We start from the raw sequence: 26,831 nt of genomic DNA, 5'->3' as shown, positions 1-26,831 counted from the left end.
CCCATGGCAACGCTTGAAATCAAGGACCTGCACGTCACCGTCGAGGCCGACAACTCCACCAAGGAGATCCTCAAGGGCGTCGACCTGACCGTGAAGCAGGGCGAGACCCACGCCATCATGGGCCCCAACGGCTCCGGCAAGTCGACGCTCGCCTACTCCATCGCGGGCCACCCCAAGTACACGATCACCCAGGGCAGCGTGACCCTCGACGGCGAGGACGTCCTGGAGATGTCCGTCGACGAGCGCGCCCGCGCCGGCATGTTCCTCGCCATGCAGTACCCCGTCGAGGTCCCCGGCGTCTCGGTCTCCAACTTCCTGCGTACGTCGGCGACGGCGATCCGCGGCGAGGCCCCCAAGCTGCGCACCTGGGTGAAGGAGGTCAAGTCCGCGATGGAGCAGCTCCAGATGGACCCGGCCTTCGCCGAGCGCAACGTGAACGAGGGCTTCTCCGGCGGTGAGAAGAAGCGCCACGAGATCCTCCAGATGGAGCTGCTCAAGCCGAAGATCGCGATCCTCGACGAGACGGACTCCGGTCTGGACGTCGACGCCCTGCGCCAGGTCTCGGACGGCGTCAACCGCGTCCGTGAGACCGGCGAGGTCGGCACGCTCCTGATCACGCACTACACGCGCATCCTGCGCTACATCAAGCCCGACTTCGTGCACGTCTTCGCCAACGGCCGCATCGCCGAGTCGGGCGGCGCGGAGCTGGCCGACAAGCTCGAGGCCGAGGGCTACGAGGCTTACACGAAGGGCGGCGCATCAGCGTGACAGTGGCCCACCAGGGGCTTTCCGGCCTCCTCGACACCGAGGCGATCCGCAAGGACTTCCCGATCCTGGATCGTCGGATCCACGACGGCAAGAAGCTCGTGTACCTGGACAACGCGGCGACCTCCCAGACGCCGCGCCAGGTCCTCGACGTACTGAACGAGTACTACGAGCAGCACAACGCCAACGTTCACCGCGGCGTGCACGTCCTCGCCGAGGAGGCCACCGCGCTGTACGAGGGCGCGCGTGACAAGGTCGCGGCGTTCATCAACGCGCCCAGCCGCAACGAGGTGATCTTCACCAAGAACGCCTCGGAGTCGCTGAACCTCGTCGCCAACATGCTGGGCTGGGCCGACGAGCCCTACCGCGTGGACCACGAGACCGAGATCGTCATCACGGAGATGGAGCACCACTCCAACATCGTGCCGTGGCAGCTGCTCTCGCAGCGCACGGGCGCGAAGCTGAAGTGGTTCGGCCTCACCGACGACGGCCGCCTCGACCTGTCCAACATGGACGAGATCATCACGGAGAAGACGAAGATCGTCTCCTTCGTGCTGGTCTCGAACATCCTGGGCACGCACAACCCGGTCGAGGCGATCGTGCGCCGCGCCCAGGAGGTCGGCGCGCTCGTCCTGATCGACGCCTCGCAGGCCGCGCCGCACATGCCGCTTGACGTGCAGGCGCTCCAGGCCGACTTCGTGGCCTTCACCGGCCACAAGATGTGCGGTCCGACGGGCATCGGCGTGCTGTGGGGCCGCCAGGAGCTCCTGGAGGACCTCCCGCCGTTCCTCGGCGGCGGCGAGATGATCGAGACGGTGTCGATGAACTCGTCGACGTACGCCCCGGCGCCGCACAAGTTCGAGGCGGGCACTCCGCCGGTCTCCCAGGCCGTGGGTCTGGGCGCCGCCGTGGACTACCTCTCGGCCATCGGCATGGACAAGATCGCCGCGCATGAGCACGCGATCACCGAGTACGCGGTCAAGCGCCTCGGCGAGGTCGCCGACCTGCGGATCATCGGCCCGGCCACGGCCGAGGAGCGCGGCGCCGCGATCTCCTTCACGCTCGGCGACATCCACCCGCACGACGTGGGCCAGGTCCTCGACGAGCAGGGCATCGCGGTCCGCGTGGGCCACCACTGCGCGCGGCCCGTCTGCCTCCGCTACGGAATTCCTGCGACCACGCGAGCGTCGTTCTATCTGTACTCCACGCCCGGCGAGATCGACGCGCTCGTCGACGGCCTGGAGCACGTACGGAACTTCTTCGGCTGAGGGGCTGGCTGGGAACGTGAAGCTGGATTCGATGTACCAGGAAGTCATCCTGGACCACTACAAGCACCCGCACGGTCGTGGTCTGCGAGATGGCGACGCCGAGGTGCACCACGTCAACCCGACGTGCGGGGACGAGATCACCCTGCGCGTCAAGTACGACGGGTCGACGATCGCCGACGTGTCGTACGAGGGCCAGGGCTGCTCCATCAGCCAGGCCAGCGCGTCCGTCCTGAACGACCTGCTGGTCGGCAAGGAGCTGGCCGAGGCGCAGAAGATCCAGGAAGTCTTCCTGGAGCTGATGCAGTCCAAGGGCAAGCTGGAGCCCGACGACGCCATGGAAGAGGTCCTGGAGGACGCGGTCGCGTTCGCCGGGGTCTCCAAGTACCCCGCGCGCGTCAAGTGTGCTCTGCTGAGCTGGATGGCGTGGAAGGACGCGACGGCCCAGGCACTCGGTGCCGACGCCGTCGCCGAGAGGAAGACCGCATGAGCGAGAACGAGACCCTGACCACGAAGCCGGCTTCCGAGGAAGAGGTCCGCGAGGCGCTGTACGACGTCGTCGACCCCGAGCTGGGCATCGACGTCGTCAACCTCGGCCTGATCTACGGCATCCACGTCGACGACGCGAACATCGCGACGATCGACATGACGCTGACCTCGGCGGCCTGCCCGCTGACGGACGTCATCGAGGACCAGGCGAAGTCCGCGACGGAGGGCATCGTCAACGAGCTGCGGATCAACTGGGTCTGGATGCCGCCGTGGGGCCCGGACAAGATCACGGACGATGGACGGGAGCAGCTGCGGGCGTTGGGGTTCAACGTCTGACCGCAGGCTCTGCCGTGCACGAAGCCCCCTGGAGGATTCTCCGGGGGGCTTCGTCGTGTTCACACTGCCGAGTGCAAGGCGTGTGCCAGGCCCTCCTTGCGGATGCGGCGGTCCAGGTAGAGCAGGGCCGTCACCAGGGGGAGGAAGACCGTGGCCAGGAGTTGGGTGAGCAGGGTGCCTGCCAGGGCCAGGAGGGCGTAGAGGCCGAACTGGGAGCGGAGTTGGTCGGAGAGGATCTCCGAGATGTTGCTGTCCGGGTTGACCGCGGGCGGTGCCGGGGCGGCGAACTGGAGCGGGAGGCGGAACGCCAGGGACACGATCACCACGATCACCCCGGCGAGCAGTGAGATGCCGAACGTGCGCCACCAGGCGCCGCGTACGAGGCGCACCGAGCGGCGCAGTGCCGTCAGGGGGCCCGCCCTCTCCAGGGCCGCCGCGGCCGGGGCGAAGGCGAACAGGACGTACAGCCAGGCCGACAGGGGGATCACGAGGAGGAAGAGGAGGAAGACCAGGCCGAAGGGGGCCGTCGAATCGGTCAGGACTGTCACGAAGAAGGAGACGACGAGCAGGACGAACGCCGCGACCGGCAGCAGCAGGATGAAGGCGAGCAGTACCGTCACGGCCGCCACCGACGGGGTACGCGACCAGGCCCCGCGCCATACCGCCCGGAACGTCGTGGGGCGGCCGATGACCGCCTCGTGCAGGGTCGTCGCGCAGGCCGCCTGGATGAAGGAGCTGACGGCGAGGCTCGCCAGCAGGCCCGTGGCCCAGACGGCGCCGAAGGCCACGAGCAGCGGCTCCCAGGGGAAGGTGGCGCCCGGCTCGTACATGGCCCGGAAGTCGTCGCGGGTGGCGCCGTACGCGAGGAGGAGGGCGCCCGCCATCACCACGGCCAGCAGGCCGTACGCGGCGGCGGCCGTACCGAAGAGCGGCTTGGCGTAGCGCCGCATCGTGGCGAAGGCGCCGCCGAAAATCTGGTCGACGCCAAGCGGGCCGAGGGGGATGACGCCGGGCTTCGGCGGAGGAGGCGGCGGGCTCCAGGGGTGCTGCCGCCAGTCGTACGGGGTGTGTCCCGGCCCCGGCCCCTGCGGCCCCCACCCCGACGTGCCCGTCATCGCCCTTGCGCTCCATCGTTCCGTGCGTCCCTGTGGCCCCCCACAGCGATCGCGTCACCTTAGCCGGGCCGGTTCGACGCTCTTCCCGGCGGCCTCCGGGTGCGTGAGGATCTCCCGCGATGCTGCGTTGCGTACGGGCGTACGTATCGATATGTACACTCGTACGCATGGGATACGCACTGCTCGCCGGGGCCATCGCCGCGGAGGTGGCCGCCACCACGGCCATGAAGTACAGCGAGGGGTTCAGCAGGCTGTGGCCCTCGCTGATCACGCTCGCCGGGTATCTGATCGCCTTCACCCTCCTCGCGCAGACCCTCAAGACGCTCTCCGTGGGCACCGCCTACGCGATCTGGGCCGGTGTCGGCACCGCGGCCGTCGCCGCCATCGGCATGCTCTTCCTCGGGGAGTCGGCCGGCCCGCTCAAGCTCGCCGGGCTCGCCCTCGTCATCGTCGGCGTCGTCGTGCTCAACCTCGGCGGGGCCCACTGATGCCCCGCCGCCACGACCCCGAGCGCCGCCAGCGGATCATCGACGCCGCTATCCGGGTGGTCGGCGCGAAGGGGATCGCCGGGCTCAGCCACCGCTCGGCCGCCGCCGAGGCCGACGTGCCGCTCGGCTCGACGACGTACCACTTCAAGACGCTCGACGAGCTGCTGGTCGCCGCGTTGCGGCAGGCGAACGAGGGCTTCGCCAAGGCGGTGGCCGCGAGCGGCGCCTTCGAGGATCCGCGCGCCGACCTCGCCGCGGAGCTGGCCCGGCTCCTCGGCGACTGGCTCGCGGGGGAACGCACCGGCGTCGAGCTGGAGTACGAGCTGTACCTCGCCGCCCTGCGCAGACCCGCCCTACGCCCCGTCGCCGCCGAGTGGTGCCGGGGCGTCACCGACCTCCTGGTGCCCCGCACCGACCCCGTCACCGCGCGCGCCCTGGTCGCCCTCATGGACGGGATCTGCCTCCAGGTGCTGCTCACCGGCGGGACGTACGACGAGGCGTACGCGCGCGAGATGCTCGGCCGGCTCCTCGCGCCCGCGCGGGAGCGGCCCGGAGCGTGAGACCGGTTCGCTCGCGCGAGGCCGCTCCGGTTAGGTTTCACCCATGACCGACACGAACGCACCCCGCACCACCGGCGCCATCGCCGCAGGCCTCGCCACCGTCACCGCCGACGGCACCGTCCTCGACACCTGGTTCCCCGCGCCCGAGCTGACCACTGAGCCGGGCCCCGCCGGCAGCGAGCGGCTGTCCGCCGAGCGTGCCGTGGAGCTGCTGGGCGAGGGCGCCGCCAAGGCGATCGGCCCCGATGCCCGCCGTGGCGTGGAGATCATCGCCGTACGTACGGTCATCGCGTCCCTCGACGACAAGCCGCTGGACGCCCACGACGTCTACCTGCGCCTGCACCTGCTCTCGCACCGCCTGGTCAAGCCGCACGGCGTGAACCTGGACGGCCAGTTCGGCTTCCTCGCCAACGTCGCCTGGACCTCGCTCGGCCCGGTCGCCGTCGACGACGTCGAGAAGGTGCGGCTCAACGCCCGCGCCGAGGGGCTGCACCTCGCCGTGACGTCCGTCGACAAGTTCCCGCGCATGACCGACTACGTCGTGCCGAAGGGCGTCCGCATCGCCGACGCCGACCGCGTCCGCCTCGGCGCGCACCTCGCCGAGGGCACCACGGTCATGCACGAGGGCTTCGTCAACTTCAACGCGGGCACGCTCGGCACCTCCATGGTCGAGGGCCGCATCTCCGCCGGTGTCGTCGTCGGTGACGGCTCGGACATCGGCGGCGGCGCCTCCACGATGGGCACCCTGTCGGGCGGCGGCAACGTCCGCATCGTCATCGGCGAGCGCTGCCTGGTCGGCGCCGAGGCGGGCGTCGGCATCGCGCTCGGCGACGAGTGCGTCGTCGAGGCGGGCCTGTACGTCACGGCGGGCACCCGCGTGACCATGCCCGACGGACAGATCGTCAAGGCCCGCGAGCTCTCCGGCGCCTCGAACATCCTCTTCCGCCGCAACTCGGTCACGGGCACCGTCGAGGCCCGCCCGAACAACGCGGTCTGGGGCGGCCTCAACGAGATCCTGCACAGCCACAACTGAGCATCGCCCACAACTGACCATCGCCGGGAAACGACAAATAGGGGGAGCGTCATGCGCGGAAGCGTCATGCGGAGAACGGGAATCCGGGCCGTGGCCCTGGGGGCCGCGACAGTGATCGGACTGGTCGCCGGGTGCGGTCAGAGCGTGGGCCAGGCCCGCGGGGAAGGGCAGGCGGCGGCGCGGGAGATGAGCCACGCCGCGGCCGGTGACCACAGTCACCGGCTGCGCAAGAGCGACATCCCCTGGAGCGGCCACGGCCCCAACCCGTTCAACGCGCAGATCAAGCTCGCCGACGGGCGGCGCGTCGCCATGCACTACATGAGCGGCAAGGGGCTCTTCGTGCAGGACTACAGCCCCCGGGCCAGGGGCTGGTCCAAGCCCGTCGTGATCTACAAGACGAGGACCGACGCCTGCCAGGGCATCGGGCTCAAGGCCAAGGACGGCACGGTCGCGGCCTTCGGGGACTTCGCCCCGTGGTGCGCGGACGGCGAACCGCCCATGGAGTCCGTCGCCGCCGTGGCCACGGGATCGCTGACCAAGTGGGACAAGCACCTCACGAGGAACTTCGACGGCTGGGAGAAGATCGCCGTCGCGCCCGGCGGCAAGAAGGTCACGTTCAGCCGGGGCGGCAAGACGCTGCGCTGGACCAAGGCGGCGGGCTTCCCCGCCGCCCGCTGACCCGCTCCACCCAGAACGGCCACCCTTCGGGGTGGCCGTTTTTCGGTTTCTCCGGCCGGCAGGCATAGCGGGGGGCGTCCGGACCCGTCCTCCTCCATGTGGGGGCAGCAGGCCCCCCAGGGAGTGAAGGTGACGATGGATGCCCAAGAGCAGGACAGTTTCCGGGAGTTCGTGGCGGCCAGATCGCCGGCGCTGCTGAAGACCGCCGTGCTGCTCAGCGGCGGTGACCGGCACGCGGGCGAGGACCTGTTGCAGAACGCGCTCGTCAAGGCCGCGGGCCGGTGGCGGCGGATCGACGAGCCGGAGGCGTACGTACGGCGGATCCTCTACCGCCAGCAGGTGAGCCGGTGGCGGCTGAAGTGGCCCCGGCGCGAACTGGCCGTCGCCGAACCGCCGGAGAGCGCCGCGACCGGGGACGCCACCTCCGCCGCCGAGCTGCGGATCGTGCTGCGCGGGGCGCTCGCCAAGCTCACCGCGCGCCAGCGGACCGTCCTGGTCCTGCGCTACTTCGAGGACCTCCCCGAGGCGGAGGTCGCCCAGCTCCTGGGCTGCTCCGTGGGCACCGTGCGCAGCACGACGCACCGCTCCCTCGCCCGGCTGCGGAGTCTCGCCCCCGAACTGGCACGGCTGGACCGGCCGGACGGCGGATCCAGGTCGATGTCCCGCGACTTCTCGCCCATGGAGGTATGACCGTGAATGTGGAAGAACTGGTGCGCGAGTCACTGCGAGAGCAGGCCGGCCAAGGCGCGCCCCTGCCGGGGGACTTCGTCGACCGGGTGCTTGCCGCGCGGCGGCGCCGCAGGACCCGGACGATCGCGGGCACCTCGCTCGCCGCGGTGACGGCCGTCGTCGTGGCGGTGGCGGTGCCGGTGCTCGCGGAGGACACCGGGCGGCAGGAGACGCGTCCGGCGAGCGAGCTGAGGAGCGGTGACGTCGTCGCGCACCCCGGCCAGACACCGCCCCGGGACCTGATCGCCGCGGGGGACAAGGCGCTCGCCGCGTTCAGCACGAGCGTCCCCGTCAAGCAGTCGAACGGCGACGAGATCGTCACCCGTACCTACCGGCTGCTCGACCAGAAGACCGGCACCTACCGCAAGGACGCCCGATGGTCGTGGGTGGCCGTCGCGCCCGGCATGCGTACCGCCGCCGTCCTCGAACAGAAGCTGCCCGTGCGGCGGATCGGGCTGCTCAACCTGCTCACCGGCAAGGTCGAGCGCTGGATTCCCGTGGACCACAAGGTCGGGGGCGTGGCGTTCTCGCCGGACGGCAGGAAGCTCGTCGCCACGACCTATGCGAAGAGTCCGGACCTGCGCGACATGAGCCGGCCGATGCACGACGGCAAGCGTGAGCGGCCCGGCCCCGCCGTGCCGAGCAGGACCGGCTTCTACGTCGTCGACGTGGCGACGGGCGACTCCGGCGGCTGGAGCAAGGTCAAGACGGCGGAGAGCGAGTTCGGGCCCGACACGATCAACACCCGGGAGGACTTCGCCTTCAGCCAGGACGGCACCCTCGTCTACTCAAGCCTCACCTCGGCGCCGCACCAGCAGTACTACGACTTCAAGGGCCGCGAGAAGCGCACCCCCGCGAGGGAGAAGCACGTGCGCTGGTTCAACGGGGCCGGGCTCTCGCCGGACGGCAAGCTCGTCGCGGGCGAATTCGCGGGCGACGGCAAGACGACCGCGTCCGAGATCATCGACCCCCTCACCGGCAAGCGTGTCGCCAAGGTGCCGGGGCAGCAACTGCTCGCCTGGGCCGACAACAAGCGGCTCATCGCCTGGGACATCGCGCCCGGCACGAGCGAGTACCGCAACCGGCTCGTCCTCGTCACCCTCGGGAGCCGGAAGACGGTCCCGCTCAGCGGCTACCGCTCGTCCAAGGCGGACTCGACCGGACGCTGGCAGCCGGTCTTCGCCGAACGGTAGGCGGCGAAGCCCAGGTCTTCGCCGGACGGGGGCCGGCGAAGACCGGCTCGATTTCCGGTCGGCCATGGCAGGCACTAGTGCCAACTCCCCCTCGTATGGGTCACCATGGCGGGACAGTGGGTCCCCAACGGTGGAACAGCTGTTCCCTAGGAGGCGTCATGAGGCTCGGCAAGGCACTCGCCACCGGAATCGCCGAAGAGCAGCCGCGGGAGGAGGAATCGGCGCGCATGGACGAGACCTCCGTGCCCGACACCGGCCTGAAGACCCCCGAGTCGGTGCCGGAGCCCCGGCCGGTCGAGGCCGCGGTCGCCCGATGAGGCGGCGGCTCCCCGAGGAACGCCCGACGGAGCCGCCGACCGGATACAAGATCGCCCGCCCGGTGCTGTCCCACGACGGCACCCGGGCCGCCTTCACCGGCGTCTCCCTCGGCGCGGGCCAGCCGTACGGGGTGCTCGACGAGGCGCGCTGCGTCTACGGCAGACGGCACAGCGCGCCCCAACGCCGCTGCGACTGCGGCTTCCACTGTGTGCACGACCGCGCCACCGCCGAGGGGCTGCTGTGCACCGCCGAGCACCGTAAGGCGGTGCTCCTCGAAGTGACCGTGCTCGGGGTCTACATTCGCTTCGAGCGCGGTTTCCGGTACGCGCGTCAGCGGGTGCGCCGCGCGACCGTGCCGCCGTGCGACTGCGGCGCCGCCGCCTCGTTGCTCGCCGACGCCGGGTGGGGCAGGCCGGGGTGGCTGGTGCTCGAGGCGGCGTGCGGGCGGTGCGGGGGCGGGCGCCGGGCCGTCTCCGTCGCGGAGTTCGCGCGGCTCGCGGGGGAGGGGCTGAGGGTCGACGCGGCCGCCCCGCCGGTCTCCCCGGGCGGGCTGCAGGGCCTCGGAATGCCCGAACTGATGGCCGAGGCCGCACTGCTTCAGGCGCGTCTGGACTGGTTCCAGGCCGAACTGGCACGGCTGACCGGGGATCAGCGGGGATAGCGCGGCCCGGCCCGGGTACCCGGACCTCCCAGCCAGAAGGGAGGCGGCACCCGTGACCGGGACCATGGACGAGCGGCCGACGCGCGACCAGGCGCAGCACTCGGTGGGACAGCTCGTCGAGCAGGCCACCGCACAGCTTTCGGAACTCGTACGCCAGGAAATGCGGCTCGCAGGCCAGGAGATGGCCGAGAAGGGCAAGCGCGCGGGGCGGGGTGGCGGGCTCCTCGGAGCGGCCGGCGCGATCTCGTACGTCGGGATCATGGCGCTGGCGGCCACCGCGATCGCGGCGCTCTCACTGGCCCTGCCCGTCTGGGGCGCCGCTCTGATCGTCACCGGTGTTCTCTTCGTCGTGGCCGGGGTACTCGCGGCCGCGGGGCGCGCCCAGCTGAAGCGCGCGGCACCGCCGGTGCCGCAGGAGGCCATCGACAGCGTCAAGGCGGACGTCGAGGAGATCAAGGGAAGGGCGCACCGATGACGAGCGCACCGAAGAACCCGAAGAACCCTGACAACCCCCAGAACCACCAGCACTCCAAGAGCCCCCAGAACTCCACGAACCCGAAGGATTCCGGGAACACGGGCGTGAAGGGGCCGGACGAACTGCGCCGGCAGATCGAGGAGACCCGCGGCCGACTCGGCGAGACCGTCGAGGAACTGGCCGCGAAGGCGGATGTGAAGACCCGCGCCCGGCAGCGCGCCGAGGCGGTCAAGGGCCAAGTACGAGGAACGGCGGCACAGGTGAAGGACAAGATGACGGAGCAGGCGGCGCGTGTGACGGGCAAGGCGGCACAGGAGGCGGGCCACGCGAAGGGCGTGACCGCCGAGGGCACCGCCCAGGCCAAGGGCAAGGCCATCGAGGGCGCGGCGCAGGTGAAGGGCAAGGCGATCGAGGGCGCCGCCCAGGTGAAGGGCAAGGCCATCGAGGGTGCGGCCCTGGCCAAGGGCAAGGCCGTCGAGGGTGCCGCGCAGGTGAAGGGGGCCGTGCTCGGCGCCAAGGCGCGCGCGGAGGAGCACCAGGCCGTCGTGCGGGCCGAGGAGAAGGTCGCCGAGACCGCGCGGCGCGTGCAGGAGAACACCCCGGAGCCGGTACGGGAGGTCGCGACCGGCGTCGTACGGGCCGGCCGCAGGCGCCCCGGGGCGTTCGTCGTCGCGGGAGCGGGCGCGCTGCTCGCGTACATGGTGCTGCGCGGGCGGAAGGGTGGTCGCCGATGAGCAAGGCCACGATGCTCTACAAGCCGCTCGGGATGGCCTTCGGCATGCTCGGCGGCATGGTCGCCAGCTCCTTGTTCAACCGCACGTGGAAGGCGGTCGCGGGCGAGGACGACGCCCCGGACGCCCACGACGAGGAGCGCGGCCTGCGCGAGATCCTCGCCGCGGCCGCGCTCCAGGGTGCGATCTTCGCCGTGGTCAGGGCGGCGGTGGAGCGCGGCGGCGCGGTCGGCGTCCGCCGCGTCACGGGCCGCTGGCCCGACTGAGCCGCAGACCGTGTTCACAGCGGCAGCTTGAAACCGTCGTGGCTGCGCGCGAAGCCCAGCGAGGCATAGAAGCGGTGCGCGTCCGTGCGCCGTTTGTTGCTGGTCAGCTGGACGAGCGCGCAGCCACGCGCGCGTGCCCGCTCCACGGCACGCTCCATGAGCAGCCGCCCGAGCCCGCCGCCGCGCCGGTCGGCCCGCACCCGGACCGCCTCGATCAGCGCGCGCTCGGCGCCGTGCCTGCCCAGCCCCGGGATGTACGTGGCCTGTAGGCAGCCCAGGACGACGCCCTCCGCCTCGTCGACGAGGACCAGCACCTCGTTGCGCGCGTCCTCCTCGATCGCCGCGAAGGCACGTGCGTACGCCTCGTCGACGATCACCGTCGCCGGGTCCACGTAGTGCTCCTCGTCGGCGAGGAGGGCGAGGACGGCGGGCAGGTCGGAGCGGGTGGCGGGGCGCAGGATCATGGGTGTGGACATGGCGGGGAGTCTCACACAGGCGCCCGGGCCGCCGCCCGGGCGACTGCTCGGCGGTGCCGGGTCCGCGCCCGTGGGACCGCGTTGACGGCGCCGGGCGCCCGGAGGAAGCTCGGCCCATGACCACCAGGCGACACCATTCCTACGCACGTTACGTCGCGATCGGCGACAGCCAGACGGAGGGCGTCGGGGACGGCGACGAGGCGCACGGCTACCGCGGCTGGGCCGACCGCCTCGCCGAGATCCTCGCCGCGGACAACCCCGGTCTCACCTACGCCAATCTCGCCGTGCGCGGCCGGCTGACGGCGGGGATCAAGGCGGAGCAGCTGGGCCCCGCCCTCGCGCTGAAGCCGGACCTGGTGACCGTCATGGCGGGCATGAACGACCTGGTGCGGCCGGGCTTCGACGCCGCGCGCGTCGCCGCCGACATAGAGGAGATGTTCACCGCGCTCACCGCGGCGGGCGCGCACGTGGCCACCGTGACCTTCCCGGACATCGGGCGGATCGTCCCGCTCGCCCGGCGCGCGCTGCCCCGCGTCCTGGACCTGAACGCCCGGATCAGGGCGGCCGCCGACCGGCACGGGGTGACCGTGCTCGACACCTTCCCGCACCGGATCACCACCGATCCGCGGCTGTGGAGCGGCGACCGCCTGCACGCGAGCCCGCTGGGCCACGCGCGGATCGCCGACGGCATGGCGGACGCGCTCGGCCTGCCCGGCCACGAGGACTGGCTGACGACGCTGCCGCCGCTCCCCCCGGTCTCGGTGCTCGGCGAGGTGGCGGCGGAGGCGCGCTGGCTCGCGGGGTTCATGGGGCCGTGGCTGTGGCGGCGTATGCGAGGACGTTCCTCGGGGGACGGCCGGGAGGCCAAGCGACCGGTCCTTCGCGCGGTGTCCGCGCCGGATCACGAACGGGCTTGACCTGAACCTGGGTTGAGGTCGGATCGTGGGGCGTGCGTACCGACACACACCGAGACGGACGGGACGGCAGCCATGTCTGCGACCACGAACACGAACACGAACACGACCGCCAACAAGGCCACGGACACGACCGCCGACAAGGCCACGGACCCGGCCGCGAGCAAGACCCCGAGCAAGACCCCGAGCAAGACCCTGAGCACCCGCACCCACCCCGACCCGGCCCGCCCCGACGCCGGCCTCGCCTTCATCAGCACCTGGAGCACCGGCTCGCCCGAGCGGCAGCGGGCCACCCTGGACGCCATCGCGCGGGCCTGGGAGAGCCGCCCCTGGCCGCACGAGGGGCTCCTGTCGTACACGGTGTACGCGGGCTCCGACGGCTCGACGGTCCTGCACCACTCGCACTGGCGGGACGAGGAGGCCCACCGGGAATTCTCCGCCGGTGCGCGCAACGGCAGGGACGCCCGCAACGCCGACATCGACGCGGCCGTGCCGGGCATCGAGCGCCTGGGCCTGTCCAGGACGCGGCTGTACCGCAGCTGGCACGCGGCCTCGGGCGGGGAGCGGCGCGAGCCCGGCGCGATCGTGATCGTGAAGGTCCCCTTCGAGGGCCCGGACGCCGACCGCCAGCGTGCCTGGGTGGACGGGGTGCTGGAGGCCCTGGACAGTGACCCGGTCGAGGGCAAGGGGCTGATCTCCGCGCACTTCCACGTCGGCACGGACGGCAGGGAGGTCGTCAACTACGCGGAGTGGGAGAGCGAGCAGGCCCACATCGACGCGCTCGCCGCGGCGGGGGACGGGGTGGGTTCGCCGACCCCGCAGTGGCGGCGGGTGCGCGCGTTCCCCGGGGTCGCGCCCGGCGGCACGGTCGCCCGGTACCGCTTCGCGTACGGCTTCGTACCGAGCTGAGCGTAGATTCCGGGCCCCCTCCCGCCGACGGCCGCACCCGCCTGGACAGCGGTGGACGTGGGCGGGACGGTGGACGCGGGCCGGACGTCACCGCGGTCGCAGACATGCCGGACCTCACCGCGACCGGAGGGAGTCGGCATGGGCGGCGGCAAGGAGTTCGAGATAGCCCGGGAGTTCGAGGTGGAGGGCTCCCCGGGGCAGGTCTGGGCCGCCCTCACCACCGGCACCGGCGGCTGGCTGCGCCCCCTGAAGTACGAGCCGCGCGAGGGCGGCGCCGCCCCCTTCGGCGGCACCGTCACCCGCTGGGACCCGCCGCGCCGCCTCACCGCCCGCGTCGAGGACCCGGACGGCGTGCCCGGCCAGAGCCTCGACCAGCTCGACCAGTTCATCGAGCCCCGCGACGGCGGCCGCCGCTCCTGGCTGCGCCACGTGCACAGCGGCGTCTTCACCGAGGACCAGGACGGCCAGTACGCCAAGGCCGTCCGGCGCACCGACTTCCACCTGCACACCCTGCGCCAGTACCTGGCCTACTTCGCGGGCCGCCCCGCGGTCTTCACCGCCCTCGACGGCCCGCCCGCTTCGAGGGCCCCGGACGCCCTCGTCCGCCTCGCCCGCGCCCTCGGTCTGCCCGACGACGCCGGTGAGGGCGCCCGCATCCGCGTGGAGGCCCCCGGCGAGGAACTGGACGCCGTCATCGACTTCCGCAGCCGGTACTTCATCGGCCTGCGCTCGGACGACGCCCTGCACCGCTTCTTCCGCCGCGACGACTCCGGCGCGCCGGTCGGTGTCCGCGTGCACGATTTCGCCCCGCACGCGGACGCCAAACGCGCCGAACTGGCCTGGCGGGACTGGCTGCACCACCTCTACGGGTGAGCCGCCGCCCCCGCCGTGGCCCCGCCATGACGGCGCCCGGCACTACGGCTTGAAGCGCAGCACCTGCGGGTCGTGATCGCTGTTCTGGTCCGAGAACTCCGCGTTGATGTGCACGCTGTCGTAGGAGAAGTCGTCGCCGACCCCCGGGCTGGTCAGGATCTGGTCGAGGACCTGCGAGTTGCCCTGGTAGACGTACGAGTAACGCTCGCTCCTGGGCAGCGACTTGACGGCCGCGTACAGGGCGCCGCCGTCCTGGAGGGCCTTGGTGGTCGCCGAGAACTCGAAGTCGTTGATGTCGCCGAGCACGACGACGTCCGCGTCGCGCTGGACCGCGCGGATGTCCTTCACGAAGCCGTTCACGCCCTGCGCCTGCTTGAGCCGCTGGACCTCGGAGGAGCGCACCGGCGGCTGGTGGTGCGAGGTGAGGCCCTCGTCGCCGCCCTTGGACCCGAAGTGGTTGGCGATCACGAAGACCGTACGGCCGCGGAAGACGAACTCGCCCGCCAGCGGCTTGCGGCTGTTGGTCCACGCCGCGTTCTGCGGGTCGATCCGGCCCGGCGAGTGGCTGAGCGCCGCCCGCTTGCCCGCGCGGACGACCTCGGTGGGCGTCGTCGCGTCGCCGCCCGCGCGCTCGGTGAACGAGACGCGCTCCGGGTTGAAGAGGAACACCTGGCGGATGTTGCCGCCGGGCTCGCCGCCGTCCTTGTTGTTCACCGGGTCGATGGACCGCCACTCGTAGCGCGGCCCGCCCGCGGCGGCGATCGCGTCCGTGAACTTCTTCAGGGTCGCGCCCGCGGCGACCGTACCGTCGTTCTTCGCGCCGTTGTCGTCCTGGATCTCCTCCAGGGCGACGATGTCGGGCGAGGCGAGGTTGTTCACGACCGCGCCGGCGAGCGCGTCGAACTTCGTCTGCGGGTCGGTCGGGTCGAGGTTCTCCACGTTGTACGTGGCCACGGCCAGCTCGCCCTTGGCCTGGCGCCGCGTCTTCTCGCGTACGAGACCCTTGTCGCGTACGTCGCCCAGCTCGCGGGCGACCAGGGTGTAGCCGCCGAACTGGTTGAAGTCCAGGGGGCCTTCGGCGCCGCCCTTCAGGACGTCGCCCACGTTCGCCTTCGGGAAGGGGCGCTCGGAGACGGGGGCGAGCTGCTGGATCTGGAGCCGCCCGCCGTTCTGCGCGTCGTAGGAGCCGTAGACCGTGCCGCCGCGCCGGTTGCGGTTCTCGTGGGGCTTCACCGTCACCCACAGCTCGTGGTACGCGTCGGTCGCCCCGACCACCCGCGAGCTGCCGACGCTCACATTCATGCCCTCAAGGGACTCGTACAGGTCCAGCGCGTACGTACGCGGCTTCAGCGGGAGCGCGTTGACGCTGTTGCCCTGCGCGGGGTCGCCGGCGGGCGCGTAGCGCGCGGGCACCGACTTGGCGCCGACCCGGACCGGCGCGGGCAGCGCGTTGCCGGAGGACTCCACGGTCACCGTCGGCTTGGTGATCTGGGTGAGGGACTGGTTCCCGGACGCGGCACCCCCGGGGACGTACTCCCCGACCGTCCCCGAGACCCGCACCGCGTCGCCCGGCTTGACGGTGAGCGCCGCCGAGCCGGTGTAGACGAAGACGCCCTCGCTGGTCGCCGGGTCACCGTCGGCCTTGGTGTCCTGGATCCAGAAGCCCTTGGAGCCGTGGCCGCGGACGCCGGTCACGACGCCGAAGACATCGGTGACCTGCTGTCCGGCCAGCGGGGAGATCCTGGTGGGGCCCTGGATGTCGTGGACGCGGATCTCGTCGGCCGAGGCCGGGGAGGTGGAGGCGGCGAGCAGACCCGCCGCGAGGGCGGTCGCGAGGACCGTGCTGACGGCGGCCGGTCTCGGCATACGGGGCGTCGGTATCTGAGGCATGAGGGGACTCCGGATGAGGGTGACGGAACGGTGCGGCGGTGCAGGGCCGTGCGGGCGCTCTACGCGCGTCAATCTCTTGCGTGACCAGGGGAGTTGTCAAGGTGGTGCCGGTGTTCTTGACCTGTACGTTTTCTGACAGGGACATGAACCGGGCGGCATGGTGCCAAATCCGTCTAGGCTTGCGCCCTGCCGACCCTTCCCCGCGCTCTTGACTCCGTCGAGCAGGGGAGAGCCCCACCCCCCGGAGGAGAACCAGCCGATGTCCGTAAGCCCCGCCACCCTGCCGCCGGTGCTGCTGCACCCCGAAGCGGAGCTCGCGCGGGCCGCGCTCGCCACCCCGCTGCTCTCCCGCGCGGTGCGGCTCGCCCGCTGGGCGGGACCCGGCACCCGGGTCGGCGCGGGCGGCGAGCTGGTCGACGCCCAGCTTCCGGCGGCCGCCGCCGAGCTGGGCCTCGCGGCGGATGACCCGGACGCGGCCGCGCTCGCCAGCGAGGCCTGGCGGGTCGCCGTCGACACAGGCCTCGTCGAGGTCACGGACGGCGAGGAAGAGGGCGCGGAGGGCACCGTCACCCCGGGCGAGGACCTGGCGCTCCTGGCCTCCGGCAGCCCGCAGGACGTCCTCGGCGTCTGGCTCGGCGCCCTGGACACCGTGTACGCGGACGCCACCGTGCCGGACATGGAGAACCTCCTCGACGTCCTGGAGGAGAAGGGCGAGGTCGACTTCGCCGAGCTGGGCTGGGACCCGCAGGCCGAGGCCGACTTCCTCGACGGCGTGCTCGGCAACCTCTACCTGCTCACCGTGGGCGACGCCGCCGCCGGTGAGGGCCCCGTGCCGCTGCCCGCGCTCGCCGCCTCGATGATCGTCCCCGACGACATGGGCGAGCCCACGGACGACGTCCTGGAGCAGGTGTCGGACGCGATGATGAAGCTCGACGACCAGTTCCGGCTCTTCGAACCGCTCGGCCTCGTCGAGTACCAGCCGGTGGACGAGGCCCTCATGGCCGAGGTCGACGACACGGCGGAGCCCGCGCCGATCGACGACGAGGACGTCACCCGGTACGGCATGGTCCGGCTCACCCCCCTCGGTCTGTACGGCGTCCGCGCCCGGATGCTGGAGGCCGGTGTCGACGCGCCCGCCGTCGGCGACCTCGCCGACAAGGGCGCGGACGTGCTCCTGGAAGGCACCTCCGGCTTCCCGCAGGCCGCCGCGCAGGCGGAGATCGAGCAGTGGCTCGCCCGGCACGAACCGCTGGGCGCCGCACGGGAGCTGCTGGCCGCGGCCCGCGGCGGCGACGAGGGCGCGCCGCTGCGCAGGCTCCGCTGTCAGCAGGCGCTCTCCCTGGTCGGCGCGGAGGCGGAGCCCGCGCTGCGGGAGGTCCTCGACGACCCGGAGCTGGGAGGCCTCGCCCGCGTGTGGCTCGCCGAGCACGGCGCCACGGACGTGCCCGCGCCCTCCGAGGCGCTCATCTTCTGGCTGACCATCGACACGCTCGCGGCCCAGCTCGCCGCCGAGGGCAACTCGGACGAGCTTCAGGGCCTGGTCGAGGGCCTCGCGCAGCAGCACAGCGGGTTCTTCGCCCAGGCGTGGCGGGTGGAGCACCCCGCGACGGCGGACGTCCTGGAGGCGATGGGCCGCCTCCACCCCGACAAGAAGGTGGCGAAGGAGGCCCGCAAGGCGGCCTTCAAGGCGAGGTCGCAGCAGGGGCTGTAGGGGACGGCTGGGCGGCCGCGGGGGCTGGGCGGCGCGGGGCTGGACCTCAGCCCCGTCTCACCCCCACCTCAGCAGCTCCGTGACCTCTTCCTCCTCCTGGTGGATCAGGTCGCGGACCGGTTCCCGCCCCCACCAGGGGGACCGCGCCGCCCGCTCCCCGCACCAGGCCATCACCTCCGCGACCGTGGGGCGGGCCGCGGGGGTGCGGGCCAGGCAGCGGCCGAGGAAGCCGCTCCAGGCCGCGCCCGGCACGCCCAGCAGGTCCGGGTCCTCGTGCAGCGTGCGGTGCAGGACCCCGGGCGTACGGCCCGAGCCGAACGGGCCGCGCCCGGTCGCCGCCACCGCGAGGACCGCGCCGAGCGCGAAGACATCGGTCGCGGACCCCGGGCAGCCGTCCCGCACCAGCTGCTCGGGGGCGAGGAAGCCGGGCGAGCCGACGGCGACCGGACTCTCGCCGGCCGCGTACCTGGCGACGCCGAAGTCGAGGAGCTTCGGCCCGGCACGGGTGATGATGACGTGGGACGGCTTCACGCCCCGGTGCACCACCCCGGCCGCGTGCACCCCCGACAGGGCATGGGCCAGCGCCGCGCCCAGCGCGGCCAGGTCGGCGTCGCCCAGGGGCCCGTACGCGGCCACCGCCTCCGGCAGACCCGGCCCCGCACAGAACTCGACCGCCAGCCACGGCTGTTCGGCGTCCGGATCCGCGTCGAGCACGGCGGCGGAGTACGGCCCGGTCACGGCCCGGGCGGCGGCGGCCTCGCGCCGGAAGCACGCACGGAACCCCGGAGCTTCCGCGAGGCGCGCGTGGACCGTCCTGAGGGCGACCGGCCGCCCCGACGCGGACCGCGCCAGGTGGACACAGCCTCTGTCGCCCTCGCCGAGCAGCGAAACGATCCGGTACCCGCCCAACTCCACGGGCGCTCCTTCCGGCGGGCCCCGGGCGGGCCCTTCCTGCGACAGGACGAACTGACGGTCTGTGCGACGTCTGTGAGGCATCGTACGGTTGCGGCCGCCGGGAGCTGAGGGGCGAGTCCAGGGACGATGCCAGGGGGGAGCGGAAAAACCCTTGGTGCTCGGGCAGTTCACCCTTCTAGAGTTCCCTCCGTACCTCCCGGTGCGCCGGCTGCGGCTACTTCCTTCCAAGAAATCACGCCGCCGCCCCTTTGATCTCGGGAGGCAGCAGCAGGTGTGTGCCCGGTGCGCAGACAACGGTTACTTCACGGCTCAGAGGGTTGCGGGTTCAAGTCCCGTCATCGACTTCGGGTCGGTGTAGCTCAATGGGTAGAGCATCCGACACAAGTCCGTCGTCGCTTCTGAACTCGGGCACGCTCCTGCCGCCTGCCTCCCCCCGTACCGCTATGTGACACGAATTCGGGGGAATTCTCATGGCACGCTTCAACACCAGGTCCGCCAAGGCGCGCGTCTCCTCGCCGGTCACCTCGACCGGCCGCACCACACGCACCCACGAGGGCGGCACGGGACACCTGCGCGACCCGCGCTCCGAACTCTTCCTGCTCGCCGTCGCCAACTTCGTCTCCCAGCAGACCTTCTACGAGGACGGCGGCCCTCGCGACGACCGCTTCGCCGCGCTGGTGCGCCGCCTCGCGGTCGAGGACCCGGGGTGGACCGCGGGCCTGCTGGGCTGGCTGCGCGGCGACGGCAACATGCGCACCGCCTCCCTCGTCGGCGCCGCCGAGTACGTCAAGGCGCGCCTCGACGCGGGGGCCACCGAGGGCCCGGCCAACCGCCAGGTCGTCGCCTCCGTGCTGCGCCGCCCCGACGAGCCCGGCGAGTTCCTCGGCTACTGGACGGCCACCTATGGCCGGAACATCCCCAAGCCCGTCAAGCGCGGCATCGCCGACGCCGTACGCCGCCTCTACAGCGAGAAGTCGCTGCTGAAGTACGACACGGCGTCCAAGGGCTACCGCTTCGGCGACATCCTCAACCTCGTGCACGCGGCGCCCGACCCTGCCAAGCCGTGGCAGGGCGACCTGTTCCAGTACGCGCTCGACCGGCGCCACCACCCGGAGAGGGCCGTGCCGCCCGCGGGCGCGCGCGTGCTCACCGCGCACCGGGAGCTGATGGCGCTGCCCGTCGCCGAGCGGCGCGCGGTGGTCACCGCGGAGGGCGGTGCCGAGCGGCTCGCCGCCGCGGGCATCACCTGGGAGGCGCTCGCGGGCTGGCTCCAGGGCCCGATGGACAAGGCCGCGTGGGAGGCCGTCATCCCGTCGATGGGCGCCATGGCGCTCGTCCGCAATCTGCGGAACTTCGACGAGGCGGGGGTCGGCGACGAGGTCGCGGCGGGAGTCGCGGCCAGGCTCGCTGACCCCGAGACCATCGCGAAGTCGCGGCAGTTCCCCTTCCGCTTCCTCGCCGCCCACCAGCACGCCCCGTCGCTGCGCTGGTCCTACCCGCTGGAGAAGGCGCTCGGCCATTCGCTGGCGAACGTGCCGTCGCTGCCCGGGCGCACGCTCATCCTCATCGACCGCTCCGGTTCGATGTGGTCGCGCCTCTCGGACCGCTCGCAGCTCAACCGCGCCGACGCCGCCGCGATCTTCGGCACCGCGCTGGCGCTGCGGGCCGCCGACGCGGACCTCGTGCAGTTCGGTACGGGCAGCGCGCAGGTGAAATACAGCACAGGGGAGTCCGTCCTGAAGGTGCTCGACCGCTTCGGCAGCCTCGGCGGCACGAACACCACCGAGGCGGTGCGCCGGTTCTACCGCGAGCACGACCGGGTGCTGATCGTCACCGACGAGCAGGCGGCCTACGACCACCGCGGCGGCCCGACCGAGCAGATCCCGGCCGAGGTGCCCGTCTACACCTGGAACCTGGCGGGCTACCGGGCAGGCCACGGCCCTTCCGGCACCGGGAACCGCCATGTCTTCGGCGGCCTCTCGGACGCGGCGTTCCGCATGGTGGGGCTCCTGGAGGCGGGCCGGGACGCCGACTGGCCCTGGACCGACTGAACCTTCCGTCGCGGTGAGTGGCCGAAAGGGTACGGTACGTATTTCCCGTACCCCTTTCGGGTTGCCCGAGGCGCCGGATACGCTGCCGCGGCTGGGGTTTGTGTGTCTGTTCCATACCGATGTGAGGGCGGTGTGAGCTCGGAGCATGGTGCGGGGGGTGTCCGGGGGCGCATACTTCGAATATGACGAGGCCCGCCGGCTCGCGCCGCCACCTGCCGAACAGTCCCTTCAACGTGCCCGCTCCGCCCGCCCCACCCGTAGAGCAGTTCGCCGTGGGTGATCGTGTCTCCCACGACCAGTACGGTCTCGGGAGGATCGTCGGCGTCGAGGGAGAGGACGCGGTCGTCATCGACTTCGCGGGCCGTCAGGGACGGTTCCTGAGTCCCTACTCGAAGCTGGCCAAGCTCTGACATCCGACCTTCTGACCTGACACGCACGTGAGGGGCGGCGGACCGCACACCCGGTCCGCCGCCCCTCACGCATGCGCGCCCTGCCGCGCGCGCTCGCCCTACAGCGCCTGCGCCGCCGGCTTCACCATGCCGCGCACCGTGCGGGACTTCACGAACTGCCCCATGCCGGTCATCTCCCACTCACCGGTGAACTGCTTGATGAGCTTGGCCATCATCACGCCCGTCTGCGCCTCCGCGTTGGTCAGGTCGAAGCGGACCAACTCCTCGCCGGAAGCCGCGTCGATCAGACGGCAGTAGGCCTTCGCGACCTCGGTGAACTTCTGGCCGGAGAACGAGTTCACCGTGAAGACCAGGCCCGTGACGTCCTGGGGGAGCCGCCCGAGGTCGACGACGATCACCTCGTCGTCCCCGCCGCCCTCGCCCGTGAGGTTGTCACCGGAGTGCTTGATCGCGCCGTTCACGATCGAGAGCTTGCCGAAGTAGCAGCTGTCGATGTGGTTGCGCTGGGGGCCGTACGCGATGACGGAGGCGTCCAGGTCGATGTCCTTGCCGCGGAACGCGGGCTCCCAGCCGAGGCCCATCTTGACCTGGGAGAGCAGCGGCTTGCCGCCCTTGACCAGGGAGACCGTCTGGTTCTTCTGGAGGCTGACCCGGCCCTTGTCCAGGTTGATCTTCCCGGCGCCTGGCGCGGGAGCCGCGGGCGCCGGGGGAGCGGCGGGCGCGGCCGGGGCGGCCTGGCGCGGGTCGGCGGCCGGCGGGGGCGGGCCCTGGACCGGCTGGCCCACCGGGGGAGCCATCGGGGCGGCGGGGGCGGCCGCGGGGGCGGCCGGGGCGGGCTCCTCAACCGAGACGCCGAAGTCCGTCGCGATGCCCGCGAGGCCGTTCGCATACCCCTGGCCGACCGCGCGGGCCTTCCACGCGCCGTTGCGCAGATAGATTTCGACGATCACCAGCGCCGTCTCGGCGCCGAGCTGCGGCGGGGTGAAGGTGGCGAGCACGGAGCCGTCGTCCGCGTTGCGGATGGTGGCGGTGGGCTCGATGCCCTGGAAGCTCTGGCCCGCCGCGTCCGGGCTCGCGGTGACGACGATCTTCTCGATGCCGGGCGGCACGGCCGCCGTGTCCACGGTGATCTTGTCGGGGGTGGTGCCACCGCCCGACTGGTAGGTCACACCGGGCCCCGAGGGCTGGTTGAAGAAGATGAAGTCGTCGTCGGAGCGCACCTTGCCGTCGGCGGTGAGCAGCAGGCCCGATACGTCGAGCCGCACGGGGGCGGCGACGTCCACCGCCACGCGGGCGACGGTCAGCGGGATGTTCGAGCCGGGGGTCATAGCTGTCATGCCAGGGGTAACGAACGACCCCGCTTTGCCGTTCCCTTACCCGCGGAAGGTTTTTCCCGGTACCGGATCACGGCACGACGACGATCTTGCGGCCCAGACCGGCGGCGAACTGGTCGAGCGCCCGCGGGTAGTCCTCGAGCGGCAGCCGGTCGCTGATGAACACCTCCGGATCGAGGACCCCCGAGGCGAACAGCTCGGCCGCCCGTTCGTAGCTGTGCAGGACCGCCATCGACCCGGTGATGGTGATCTCCTGGTTGTAGATCCGGTACGGGTCGATGGTGACGCGCGTGGCGTAGTCGGCGACGCCGAACTGGAGGAACGTGCCGGCCTTGGCGACCCGGTCCAGGCCGTCTTGGATGGCGGCCGCGTTGCCCGTCGCGTCGATCACCACGTCCCACCCCTCGGGGCGGTCCAGCTCGTCGGCCCCGGCCGCCGACGCCGACACCCCGAGCCGCGCCGCCGTCGCGAGCCGCCCCGGGTTGAGGTCGACCACGTCGACGCTGGCCGCGCCGGTCCGCTTGGCCAGCTCCAGCATCATCAGGCCCATCGTCCCCGAGCCGTAGATCAGCACGTGCGCCCCGAGCCGCGACCGGAGCACGTCGTAGCCGCGCACCGCGCAGGAGAGCGGCTCGATGAGGGCGGCGTCCTGGGTGCGTACGTGTTCGGGCAGCCGTACGCAGTTGGCGGCGGGCGCGAGCGCGTACTGGGCGGCGCCGCCCGCCGTGGTCACGCCGATCGCGGCCCACCGCTCGCACAGGTTGCCCCGCCCGGCCCGGCACTGGCGGCACTCGTGGCAGTGCAGCGAGGGGTCGACGGCGACCCGGTCGCCGAGGGCGAGCCCGGTGACCTCGCGGCCGCGTGCGACGACGGTGCCGGCGAACTCGTGGCCGGGCACCACCGGCAGCGTCGGCGCGAACTCCCCCTGTCGGATGTGCAGATCGGTGCCGCACAGCCCGCACGCGGCGACCTCCACGACGACCTCGCGGGGCCCGGGCGCCGGGTCGGGCACCTCGCCGACGACGACCTTGCCCACGGACTCGACGATCGCGGCCTTCATTTCACGGCTCCCAACGACAGGCCCTGGACCAGTTTGTCCTGGGCGGCGAACCCCGCGGCGAGCACCGGCAGGGAGATCACGAGCGACGCGGCGCACACCTTCGCGAGGAACAGGCCCTGGCTGGTGATGAAGCCGGTCAGGAAGACGGGCGCGGTCTGGGCGACGACACCGGTGAGCACCCGTGCGAAGAGCAGTTCGTTCCAGCTGAAGATGAAGCAGATCAGCGAGGTCGCGGCGATGCCGGGCAGGGCGATGGGCGCCACCACGCGCGCGAGGATGGTCGGCAGCCGCGCTCCGTCGATCTGCGCGGCCTCGATGACCGCCTTGGGCACCTCGGCGAGGAAGGACTGCATCATCCACACCGCGATCGGCAGGTTCATCGAGGTGTAGAGGATGACGAGCAGCCAGATGTTGTCCAGCAGGCCGGTGTTCCTGGCGAAGAGGTAGAGCGGCAGCAGGCCCGCCACGACCGGCAGCATCTTCGTCGACAGGAAGAAGAAGAGCACGTCCGTCCACTTTTTCACGGGCCTGATGGACAGGGCGTACGCGGCGGGCAGGGCCAGCACGAGCACGCACAGCGTCGAGACGACCGAGGCCACCGTGGAGTTGACGAGCGACGGCCAGGGGCTCGCGCCGCCGCCCGCCCCGAAGAAGTCGCGGTAGCCGTCCAGGGTGAGCGAGGCGGCGAGCGAGGGCGGATTGGTGGCGGCGTCCTCCTCCGAGTGGAAGGAGGTCAGCGCCATCCAGGCGAGGGGCAGGAAGAACACGATCCCGGCGAGCCACGCGGCCAGCCCGAGCCCCGCACCCTTGACGCGTACGTTCCTCATGCGCGGGACGCCTCCTCACGGAACAGGGACGAGACGACCCGCAGCGCGAAGGTCGCGATGATGAGCGAGCCGATGACGACGAGGACACCGGCCGCGGAGGCCAGGCCGTTCTCGTGCGCCTGGTAGAAGCTCTGGTAGACGGTGTAGGGGAGGTTCGCGGTGCCGAGGCCGCCCGAGGTGAGGGTGAAGACGGCGTCGAAGTTCTGCACGATGTAGATCGAGCCGAGCAGGGCGCCCAGTTCGAGGTAGCGGCGCAGGTGCGGCAGTGTCAGATGGCGGAAGACCTGCCAGTCGCTCGCGCCGTCCATGCGGGCCGCCTCGATCAGCTCGGTGTCACGGCTCTGGAGCCCCGCGAGCAGGATCAGCATCATGAAGGGCGTCCACTGCCACACCAGGGAGGCCTCGATGGCAAGGAGAGGGGTGTGGGAGATCCAGTCGGGCTGCGGGGCGGAGTCCCCGCCCGCCCAGTGCAGGAGGCCGTTGAAGAGGCCGTACTCGGGGTTGTAGAGCACGTGCTTCCACAGCAGCGCGGCGGCCACCGGCACCAGCAGGAACGGCGCGATGAGCAGGGTGCGCACGAACCCGCGCCCCTTGAACCTCCGGTCGAGGAGCAGCGCGAGACCGAGCCCGATGACCAGGCTCGCGAGGACCACGGACGCCGTGAGCAGGATCGTGGTCAGGACCGACTTGCGCAGGTCGGGGTCGGTGAGGACCTCGGAGTAGTTGGCGAACCCGGCGAAGCCGCGGGCGTCCGGATAGAGGGCGTTCCAGTCGAAGAAGGAGATCACCAGGGTCGCCACGAACGGCAGCTGGGTCACGGCGACCATGAAGACGAGGGCGGGGAGCAGGGGCGCCCTGGTGGCCCAGGCGCGCAGCCTTCCGGGAGCGCCGGGGGCGGGCACGCGCGCGTGGGTGACGGGGGCGGTGCTTGTCGCGGTGGCGGTCATCGTCCCTCGTACTCCTTGGAGATCGTCTCGGCGAGCCGCTGGGACTTGCCGAGGGCCGCTGCCACGGACTGGCGTCCGGCGATGGCCGCGCTGATCTCCTGGGAGACCTTGGTGCCGAGGTCGGTGAACTCGGGGATGCCGACGAACTGGATGCCGGGCGCGGGGCGTGGCTGCACGCCCGGGTCGCGGGGCCTGGCTCCTTCGACGGCGGCGCGGGTGACGGCCTGGAAGGCGGCGGCTTCCTTGCGGTAGGCGGGGTTCTCGTACGTGGAGGCGCGCTTCCCGGCGGGCACGTCGGACCAGCCGGCCTTCTCGCCGACCAGCCGCTCGTACTCCTTGCCGGACGCCCAGGAGATGAACTTCCAGGCCTTGTCGGGGTTCCGCGAAGCCTTCTGCATGCCCCAGGCCCAGGTGTAGAGCCACCCGGAGCTGTCGGTCCGTTCCACGGGGGCGGGGACATAGCCGATCTTGCCCTTGACCGGGGACCTGGCGGACTCCAGCGAACCGGCGGCGGCCGTCGCGTCGTACCACATGGCGGTCTTGCCCTGGGTGAGGTTGTTGAGGCACTCGGCGTAGCCGGACTGCGCGGCCCCGGACTGGCCGTGCTCGCGGACGAGGTCCACGTAGAAGCGGGTCGCCTCCTCGAACTCGGGGGAGTCCAGGCGGGCCTTCCAGTCCTTGTCGAACCAGGTGCCTCCGAAGGTGTTCACCACGGTCGTCAGCGGCGCCATCAGCTCGCCCCAGCCGGGCAGGCCACGCAGACAGATGCCCTTCATGCCCGGCTCCTCGCCGTCCACCTCGGCGGCGAGTTTCGCCACCTGCCGCCAGGTGGGGTGCGCAGGCATGGTCAGGCCCGCCTTCTTGAAGACGTCCTTGCGGTACATCAGAAAGGACGACTCTCCGTAGAAGGGCTGTCCGTAGAGCTTGCCGTCGTCGCCGGTGAGGGACTGGCGCATGGACGGCAGGATGTCCTTCTCGTCGTACGCCACGTCCTTCCGCGCGTACGAACCGACCTCGTGCAGCCAGCCGTTCCTGGCGTAGATCGGTATCTCGTAGTTGCTCAGGGTGGCGATGTCGTACTGCCCGGCCTGGTTGGCGAAGTCCTGGCTGATCTTGTCGCGGACGTCGTTCTCCGGCAGGACGGTGAAGTTCACCTTGATGCCCGTCTCCTTGGTGAAGTGGGCGGCGGTGAGCTTGCGCAATTGCACCATCTGCGGGTTGTTCACCATGAGGACATTCAGGGAGTCACCTGAACCGGTCCCGCCCGCGCCGGTCCAGCAGCCGGCGAGCAGCGGGGCGAGCAGCGCCCCTGCGGCGGCCGCGGCGAGCGTGCGCGGCCTTGGTCGGCTCCGGGTTCGCATGAGTGCTCCTGGACGTAGAGGGAGGATTGCGGATGTTCCGGGCATGCCAGG

30 protein-coding genes are annotated in these 26,831 nt (G+C 71.7%); 21 read left to right on the top strand and 9 right to left on the bottom strand.

Features of this window, described 5'->3' with window-relative positions; genetic code table 11:
* Positions 1-3 precede the first annotated feature (3 nt).
* From sufC to DMA15_RS08235, 4 genes are read left to right on the top strand one after another with little or no spacing between them, the layout of a single operon-like run.
* Entirely contained in the window at positions 4-768 is a 765-nt protein-coding gene (gene sufC / locus DMA15_RS08250; protein ID WP_125512037.1) for a Fe-S cluster assembly ATPase SufC, read from the top strand.
* The gene (locus tag DMA15_RS08245; RefSeq protein ID WP_125512035.1) at positions 765-2,033 is read left to right on the top strand and encodes a cysteine desulfurase; all 1,269 of its coding nucleotides are present in this window, start codon (positions 765-767) and stop codon (positions 2,031-2,033) included. The genes sufC and DMA15_RS08245 overlap by 4 nt, the downstream gene beginning before the upstream one ends.
* A 16-nt stretch (positions 2,034-2,049) precedes the next feature.
* Positions 2,050-2,520 carry a Fe-S cluster assembly sulfur transfer protein SufU gene (gene sufU / locus DMA15_RS08240; RefSeq protein WP_125512033.1) on the top strand — a complete coding sequence of 157 codons (471 nt, stop codon included), beginning with the start codon at positions 2,050-2,052 and terminating at the stop codon, positions 2,518-2,520.
* Positions 2,517-2,855, top strand: a complete 339-nt coding sequence (locus DMA15_RS08235; protein WP_030784222.1) for a metal-sulfur cluster assembly factor — start codon at positions 2,517-2,519, stop codon at positions 2,853-2,855. The genes sufU and DMA15_RS08235 overlap by 4 nt, the downstream gene beginning before the upstream one ends.
* 59 nt (positions 2,856-2,914) lie before the next feature.
* Here the strand turns inward: DMA15_RS08235 and DMA15_RS08230 are convergent, their stop codons facing one another.
* A complete protein-coding gene (locus tag DMA15_RS08230; protein WP_125512032.1) occupies positions 2,915-3,970 on the bottom strand; it encodes a hypothetical protein in 1,056 nt (351 codons plus the stop codon).
* Positions 3,971-4,137: 167 nt separating this feature from the next.
* Between DMA15_RS08230 and DMA15_RS08225 the strand changes: the two genes are divergently transcribed.
* The 11 genes from DMA15_RS08225 to DMA15_RS08180 all read left to right on the top strand — a co-directional run bounded on the left by DMA15_RS08225 (position 4,138) and on the right by DMA15_RS08180 (position 11,102).
* Positions 4,138-4,458 (top strand): multidrug efflux SMR transporter, encoded by a 321-nt coding sequence (locus DMA15_RS08225; RefSeq protein ID WP_125512030.1) that lies wholly within the window; start codon positions 4,138-4,140, stop codon positions 4,456-4,458.
* Positions 4,458-5,018 (top strand): TetR family transcriptional regulator, encoded by a 561-nt coding sequence (locus DMA15_RS08220; RefSeq protein WP_125512028.1) that lies wholly within the window; start codon positions 4,458-4,460, stop codon positions 5,016-5,018. The genes DMA15_RS08225 and DMA15_RS08220 overlap by 1 nt, the downstream gene beginning before the upstream one ends.
* A 43-nt stretch (positions 5,019-5,061) precedes the next feature.
* Positions 5,062-6,051, top strand: coding sequence for a 2,3,4,5-tetrahydropyridine-2,6-dicarboxylate N-succinyltransferase (gene dapD / locus DMA15_RS08215; RefSeq protein ID WP_125512027.1), 990 nt, complete (start codon positions 5,062-5,064; stop codon positions 6,049-6,051).
* A gap of 66 nt (positions 6,052-6,117) precedes the next feature.
* Positions 6,118-6,729, top strand: coding sequence for a hypothetical protein (locus DMA15_RS08210; protein WP_240659714.1), 612 nt, complete (start codon positions 6,118-6,120; stop codon positions 6,727-6,729).
* Between the two features lie 135 nt (positions 6,730-6,864).
* Complete coding sequence (locus DMA15_RS08205; protein ID WP_125517430.1) at positions 6,865-7,419, top strand: SigE family RNA polymerase sigma factor; 555 nt, start codon at positions 6,865-6,867, stop codon at positions 7,417-7,419.
* Positions 7,420-7,421: 2 nt separating this feature from the next.
* Entirely contained in the window at positions 7,422-8,651 is a 1,230-nt protein-coding gene (locus DMA15_RS08200; RefSeq protein WP_125517427.1) for a WD40 repeat domain-containing protein, read from the top strand.
* Positions 8,652-8,809: 158 nt separating this feature from the next.
* On the top strand, positions 8,810-8,968 hold the full coding sequence (locus DMA15_RS36575; RefSeq protein ID WP_164551709.1) for a hypothetical protein: 159 nt from the start codon (positions 8,810-8,812) through the stop codon (positions 8,966-8,968).
* Complete coding sequence (locus tag DMA15_RS08195) at positions 8,965-9,630, top strand: hypothetical protein (protein ID WP_125512025.1); 666 nt, start codon at positions 8,965-8,967, stop codon at positions 9,628-9,630. Before DMA15_RS36575 ends, DMA15_RS08195 begins: the two co-directional genes overlap by 4 nt.
* 52 nt (positions 9,631-9,682) lie before the next feature.
* Complete coding sequence (locus DMA15_RS08190) at positions 9,683-10,105, top strand: phage holin family protein (RefSeq protein ID WP_164551708.1); 423 nt, start codon at positions 9,683-9,685, stop codon at positions 10,103-10,105.
* Positions 10,102-10,839: a DUF3618 domain-containing protein gene (locus DMA15_RS08185; protein WP_125512023.1), complete on the top strand. Its 738-nt coding sequence runs from the start codon at positions 10,102-10,104 to the stop codon at positions 10,837-10,839. Before DMA15_RS08190 ends, DMA15_RS08185 begins: the two co-directional genes overlap by 4 nt.
* Positions 10,836-11,102, top strand: coding sequence for a DUF4235 domain-containing protein (locus DMA15_RS08180; RefSeq protein ID WP_125512021.1), 267 nt, complete (start codon positions 10,836-10,838; stop codon positions 11,100-11,102). Before DMA15_RS08185 ends, DMA15_RS08180 begins: the two co-directional genes overlap by 4 nt.
* 14 nt (positions 11,103-11,116) lie before the next feature.
* On the opposite strand, the gene DMA15_RS08175 is transcribed toward DMA15_RS08180, so the two are convergent.
* On the bottom strand, positions 11,117-11,566 hold the full coding sequence (locus DMA15_RS08175; protein WP_125517423.1) for a GNAT family N-acetyltransferase: 450 nt from the start codon (positions 11,564-11,566) through the stop codon (positions 11,117-11,119).
* A gap of 128 nt (positions 11,567-11,694) precedes the next feature.
* On the opposite strand from DMA15_RS08175, the gene DMA15_RS08170 reads away from it, so the two are divergent.
* From DMA15_RS08170 to DMA15_RS08160, 3 genes are all read left to right on the top strand, one after another.
* Complete coding sequence (locus DMA15_RS08170; RefSeq protein WP_125512018.1) at positions 11,695-12,495, top strand: SGNH/GDSL hydrolase family protein; 801 nt, start codon at positions 11,695-11,697, stop codon at positions 12,493-12,495.
* A 72-nt stretch (positions 12,496-12,567) separates the two neighbouring features.
* On the top strand, positions 12,568-13,401 hold the full coding sequence (locus tag DMA15_RS08165) for an antibiotic biosynthesis monooxygenase (protein ID WP_125512016.1): 834 nt from the start codon (positions 12,568-12,570) through the stop codon (positions 13,399-13,401).
* 138 nt (positions 13,402-13,539) lie between these two features.
* A complete protein-coding gene (locus tag DMA15_RS08160; protein ID WP_125512014.1) occupies positions 13,540-14,274 on the top strand; it encodes an SRPBCC domain-containing protein in 735 nt (244 codons plus the stop codon).
* Between the two features lie 42 nt (positions 14,275-14,316).
* Here DMA15_RS08160 and DMA15_RS08155 read toward each other — a convergent pair whose 3' ends face one another.
* Positions 14,317-16,164, bottom strand: coding sequence for an endonuclease/exonuclease/phosphatase family protein (locus tag DMA15_RS08155; protein ID WP_125512012.1), 1,848 nt, complete (start codon positions 16,162-16,164; stop codon positions 14,317-14,319).
* 259 nt (positions 16,165-16,423) lie between these two features.
* On the opposite strand from DMA15_RS08155, the gene DMA15_RS08150 reads away from it, so the two are divergent.
* Positions 16,424-17,875, top strand: coding sequence for a hypothetical protein (locus tag DMA15_RS08150; protein WP_125512010.1), 1,452 nt, complete (start codon positions 16,424-16,426; stop codon positions 17,873-17,875).
* A gap of 57 nt (positions 17,876-17,932) precedes the next feature.
* On the opposite strand, the gene DMA15_RS08145 is transcribed toward DMA15_RS08150, so the two are convergent.
* Positions 17,933-18,790: a protein kinase gene (locus DMA15_RS08145; RefSeq protein WP_240659713.1), complete on the bottom strand. Its 858-nt coding sequence runs from the start codon at positions 18,788-18,790 to the stop codon at positions 17,933-17,935.
* Between the two features lie 470 nt (positions 18,791-19,260).
* Here DMA15_RS08145 and DMA15_RS08140 point away from each other — a divergent pair, with 470 nt between their 5' ends.
* Both DMA15_RS08140 and DMA15_RS08135 read left to right on the top strand, forming a co-directional pair.
* Positions 19,261-20,841, top strand: a complete 1,581-nt coding sequence (locus tag DMA15_RS08140) for a TROVE domain-containing protein (protein WP_125512006.1) — start codon at positions 19,261-19,263, stop codon at positions 20,839-20,841.
* A gap of 182 nt (positions 20,842-21,023) precedes the next feature.
* Positions 21,024-21,251, top strand: coding sequence for a CarD family transcriptional regulator (locus tag DMA15_RS08135; protein ID WP_125512004.1), 228 nt, complete (start codon positions 21,024-21,026; stop codon positions 21,249-21,251).
* Between the two features lie 98 nt (positions 21,252-21,349).
* Here the strand turns inward: DMA15_RS08135 and DMA15_RS08130 are convergent, their stop codons facing one another.
* The 5 genes from DMA15_RS08130 to DMA15_RS08110 all read right to left on the bottom strand — a co-directional run bounded on the left by DMA15_RS08130 (position 21,350) and on the right by DMA15_RS08110 (position 26,780).
* Positions 21,350-22,579, bottom strand: a complete 1,230-nt coding sequence (locus DMA15_RS08130) for a TerD family protein (protein WP_206302919.1) — start codon at positions 22,577-22,579, stop codon at positions 21,350-21,352.
* A 76-nt stretch (positions 22,580-22,655) separates the two neighbouring features.
* Positions 22,656-23,645 (bottom strand): zinc-dependent alcohol dehydrogenase family protein, encoded by a 990-nt coding sequence (locus DMA15_RS08125; RefSeq protein WP_125512000.1) that lies wholly within the window; start codon positions 23,643-23,645, stop codon positions 22,656-22,658.
* Positions 23,642-24,472 (bottom strand): carbohydrate ABC transporter permease, encoded by an 831-nt coding sequence (locus DMA15_RS08120; protein ID WP_125511999.1) that lies wholly within the window; start codon positions 24,470-24,472, stop codon positions 23,642-23,644. The genes DMA15_RS08125 and DMA15_RS08120 overlap by 4 nt, the downstream gene beginning before the upstream one ends.
* Positions 24,469-25,419 carry a sugar ABC transporter permease gene (locus DMA15_RS08115; RefSeq protein WP_125511998.1) on the bottom strand — a complete coding sequence of 317 codons (951 nt, stop codon included), beginning with the start codon at positions 25,417-25,419 and terminating at the stop codon, positions 24,469-24,471. The genes DMA15_RS08120 and DMA15_RS08115 overlap by 4 nt, the downstream gene beginning before the upstream one ends.
* Complete coding sequence (locus DMA15_RS08110) at positions 25,416-26,780, bottom strand: sugar ABC transporter substrate-binding protein (protein ID WP_125511996.1); 1,365 nt, start codon at positions 26,778-26,780, stop codon at positions 25,416-25,418. Before DMA15_RS08110 ends, DMA15_RS08115 begins: the two co-directional genes overlap by 4 nt.
* Positions 26,781-26,831: the final 51 nt, after the last annotated feature.

It is taken from the genome of Streptomyces sp. WAC 01529 (assembly GCF_003945545.1).
Lineage (GTDB): Bacteria > Actinomycetota > Actinomycetes > Streptomycetales > Streptomycetaceae > Streptomyces > Streptomyces anatolicus.
The sequence above is the reverse complement of the archived record's forward strand: the minus strand, read 5'-3'. Positions and strand labels throughout refer to the sequence as shown.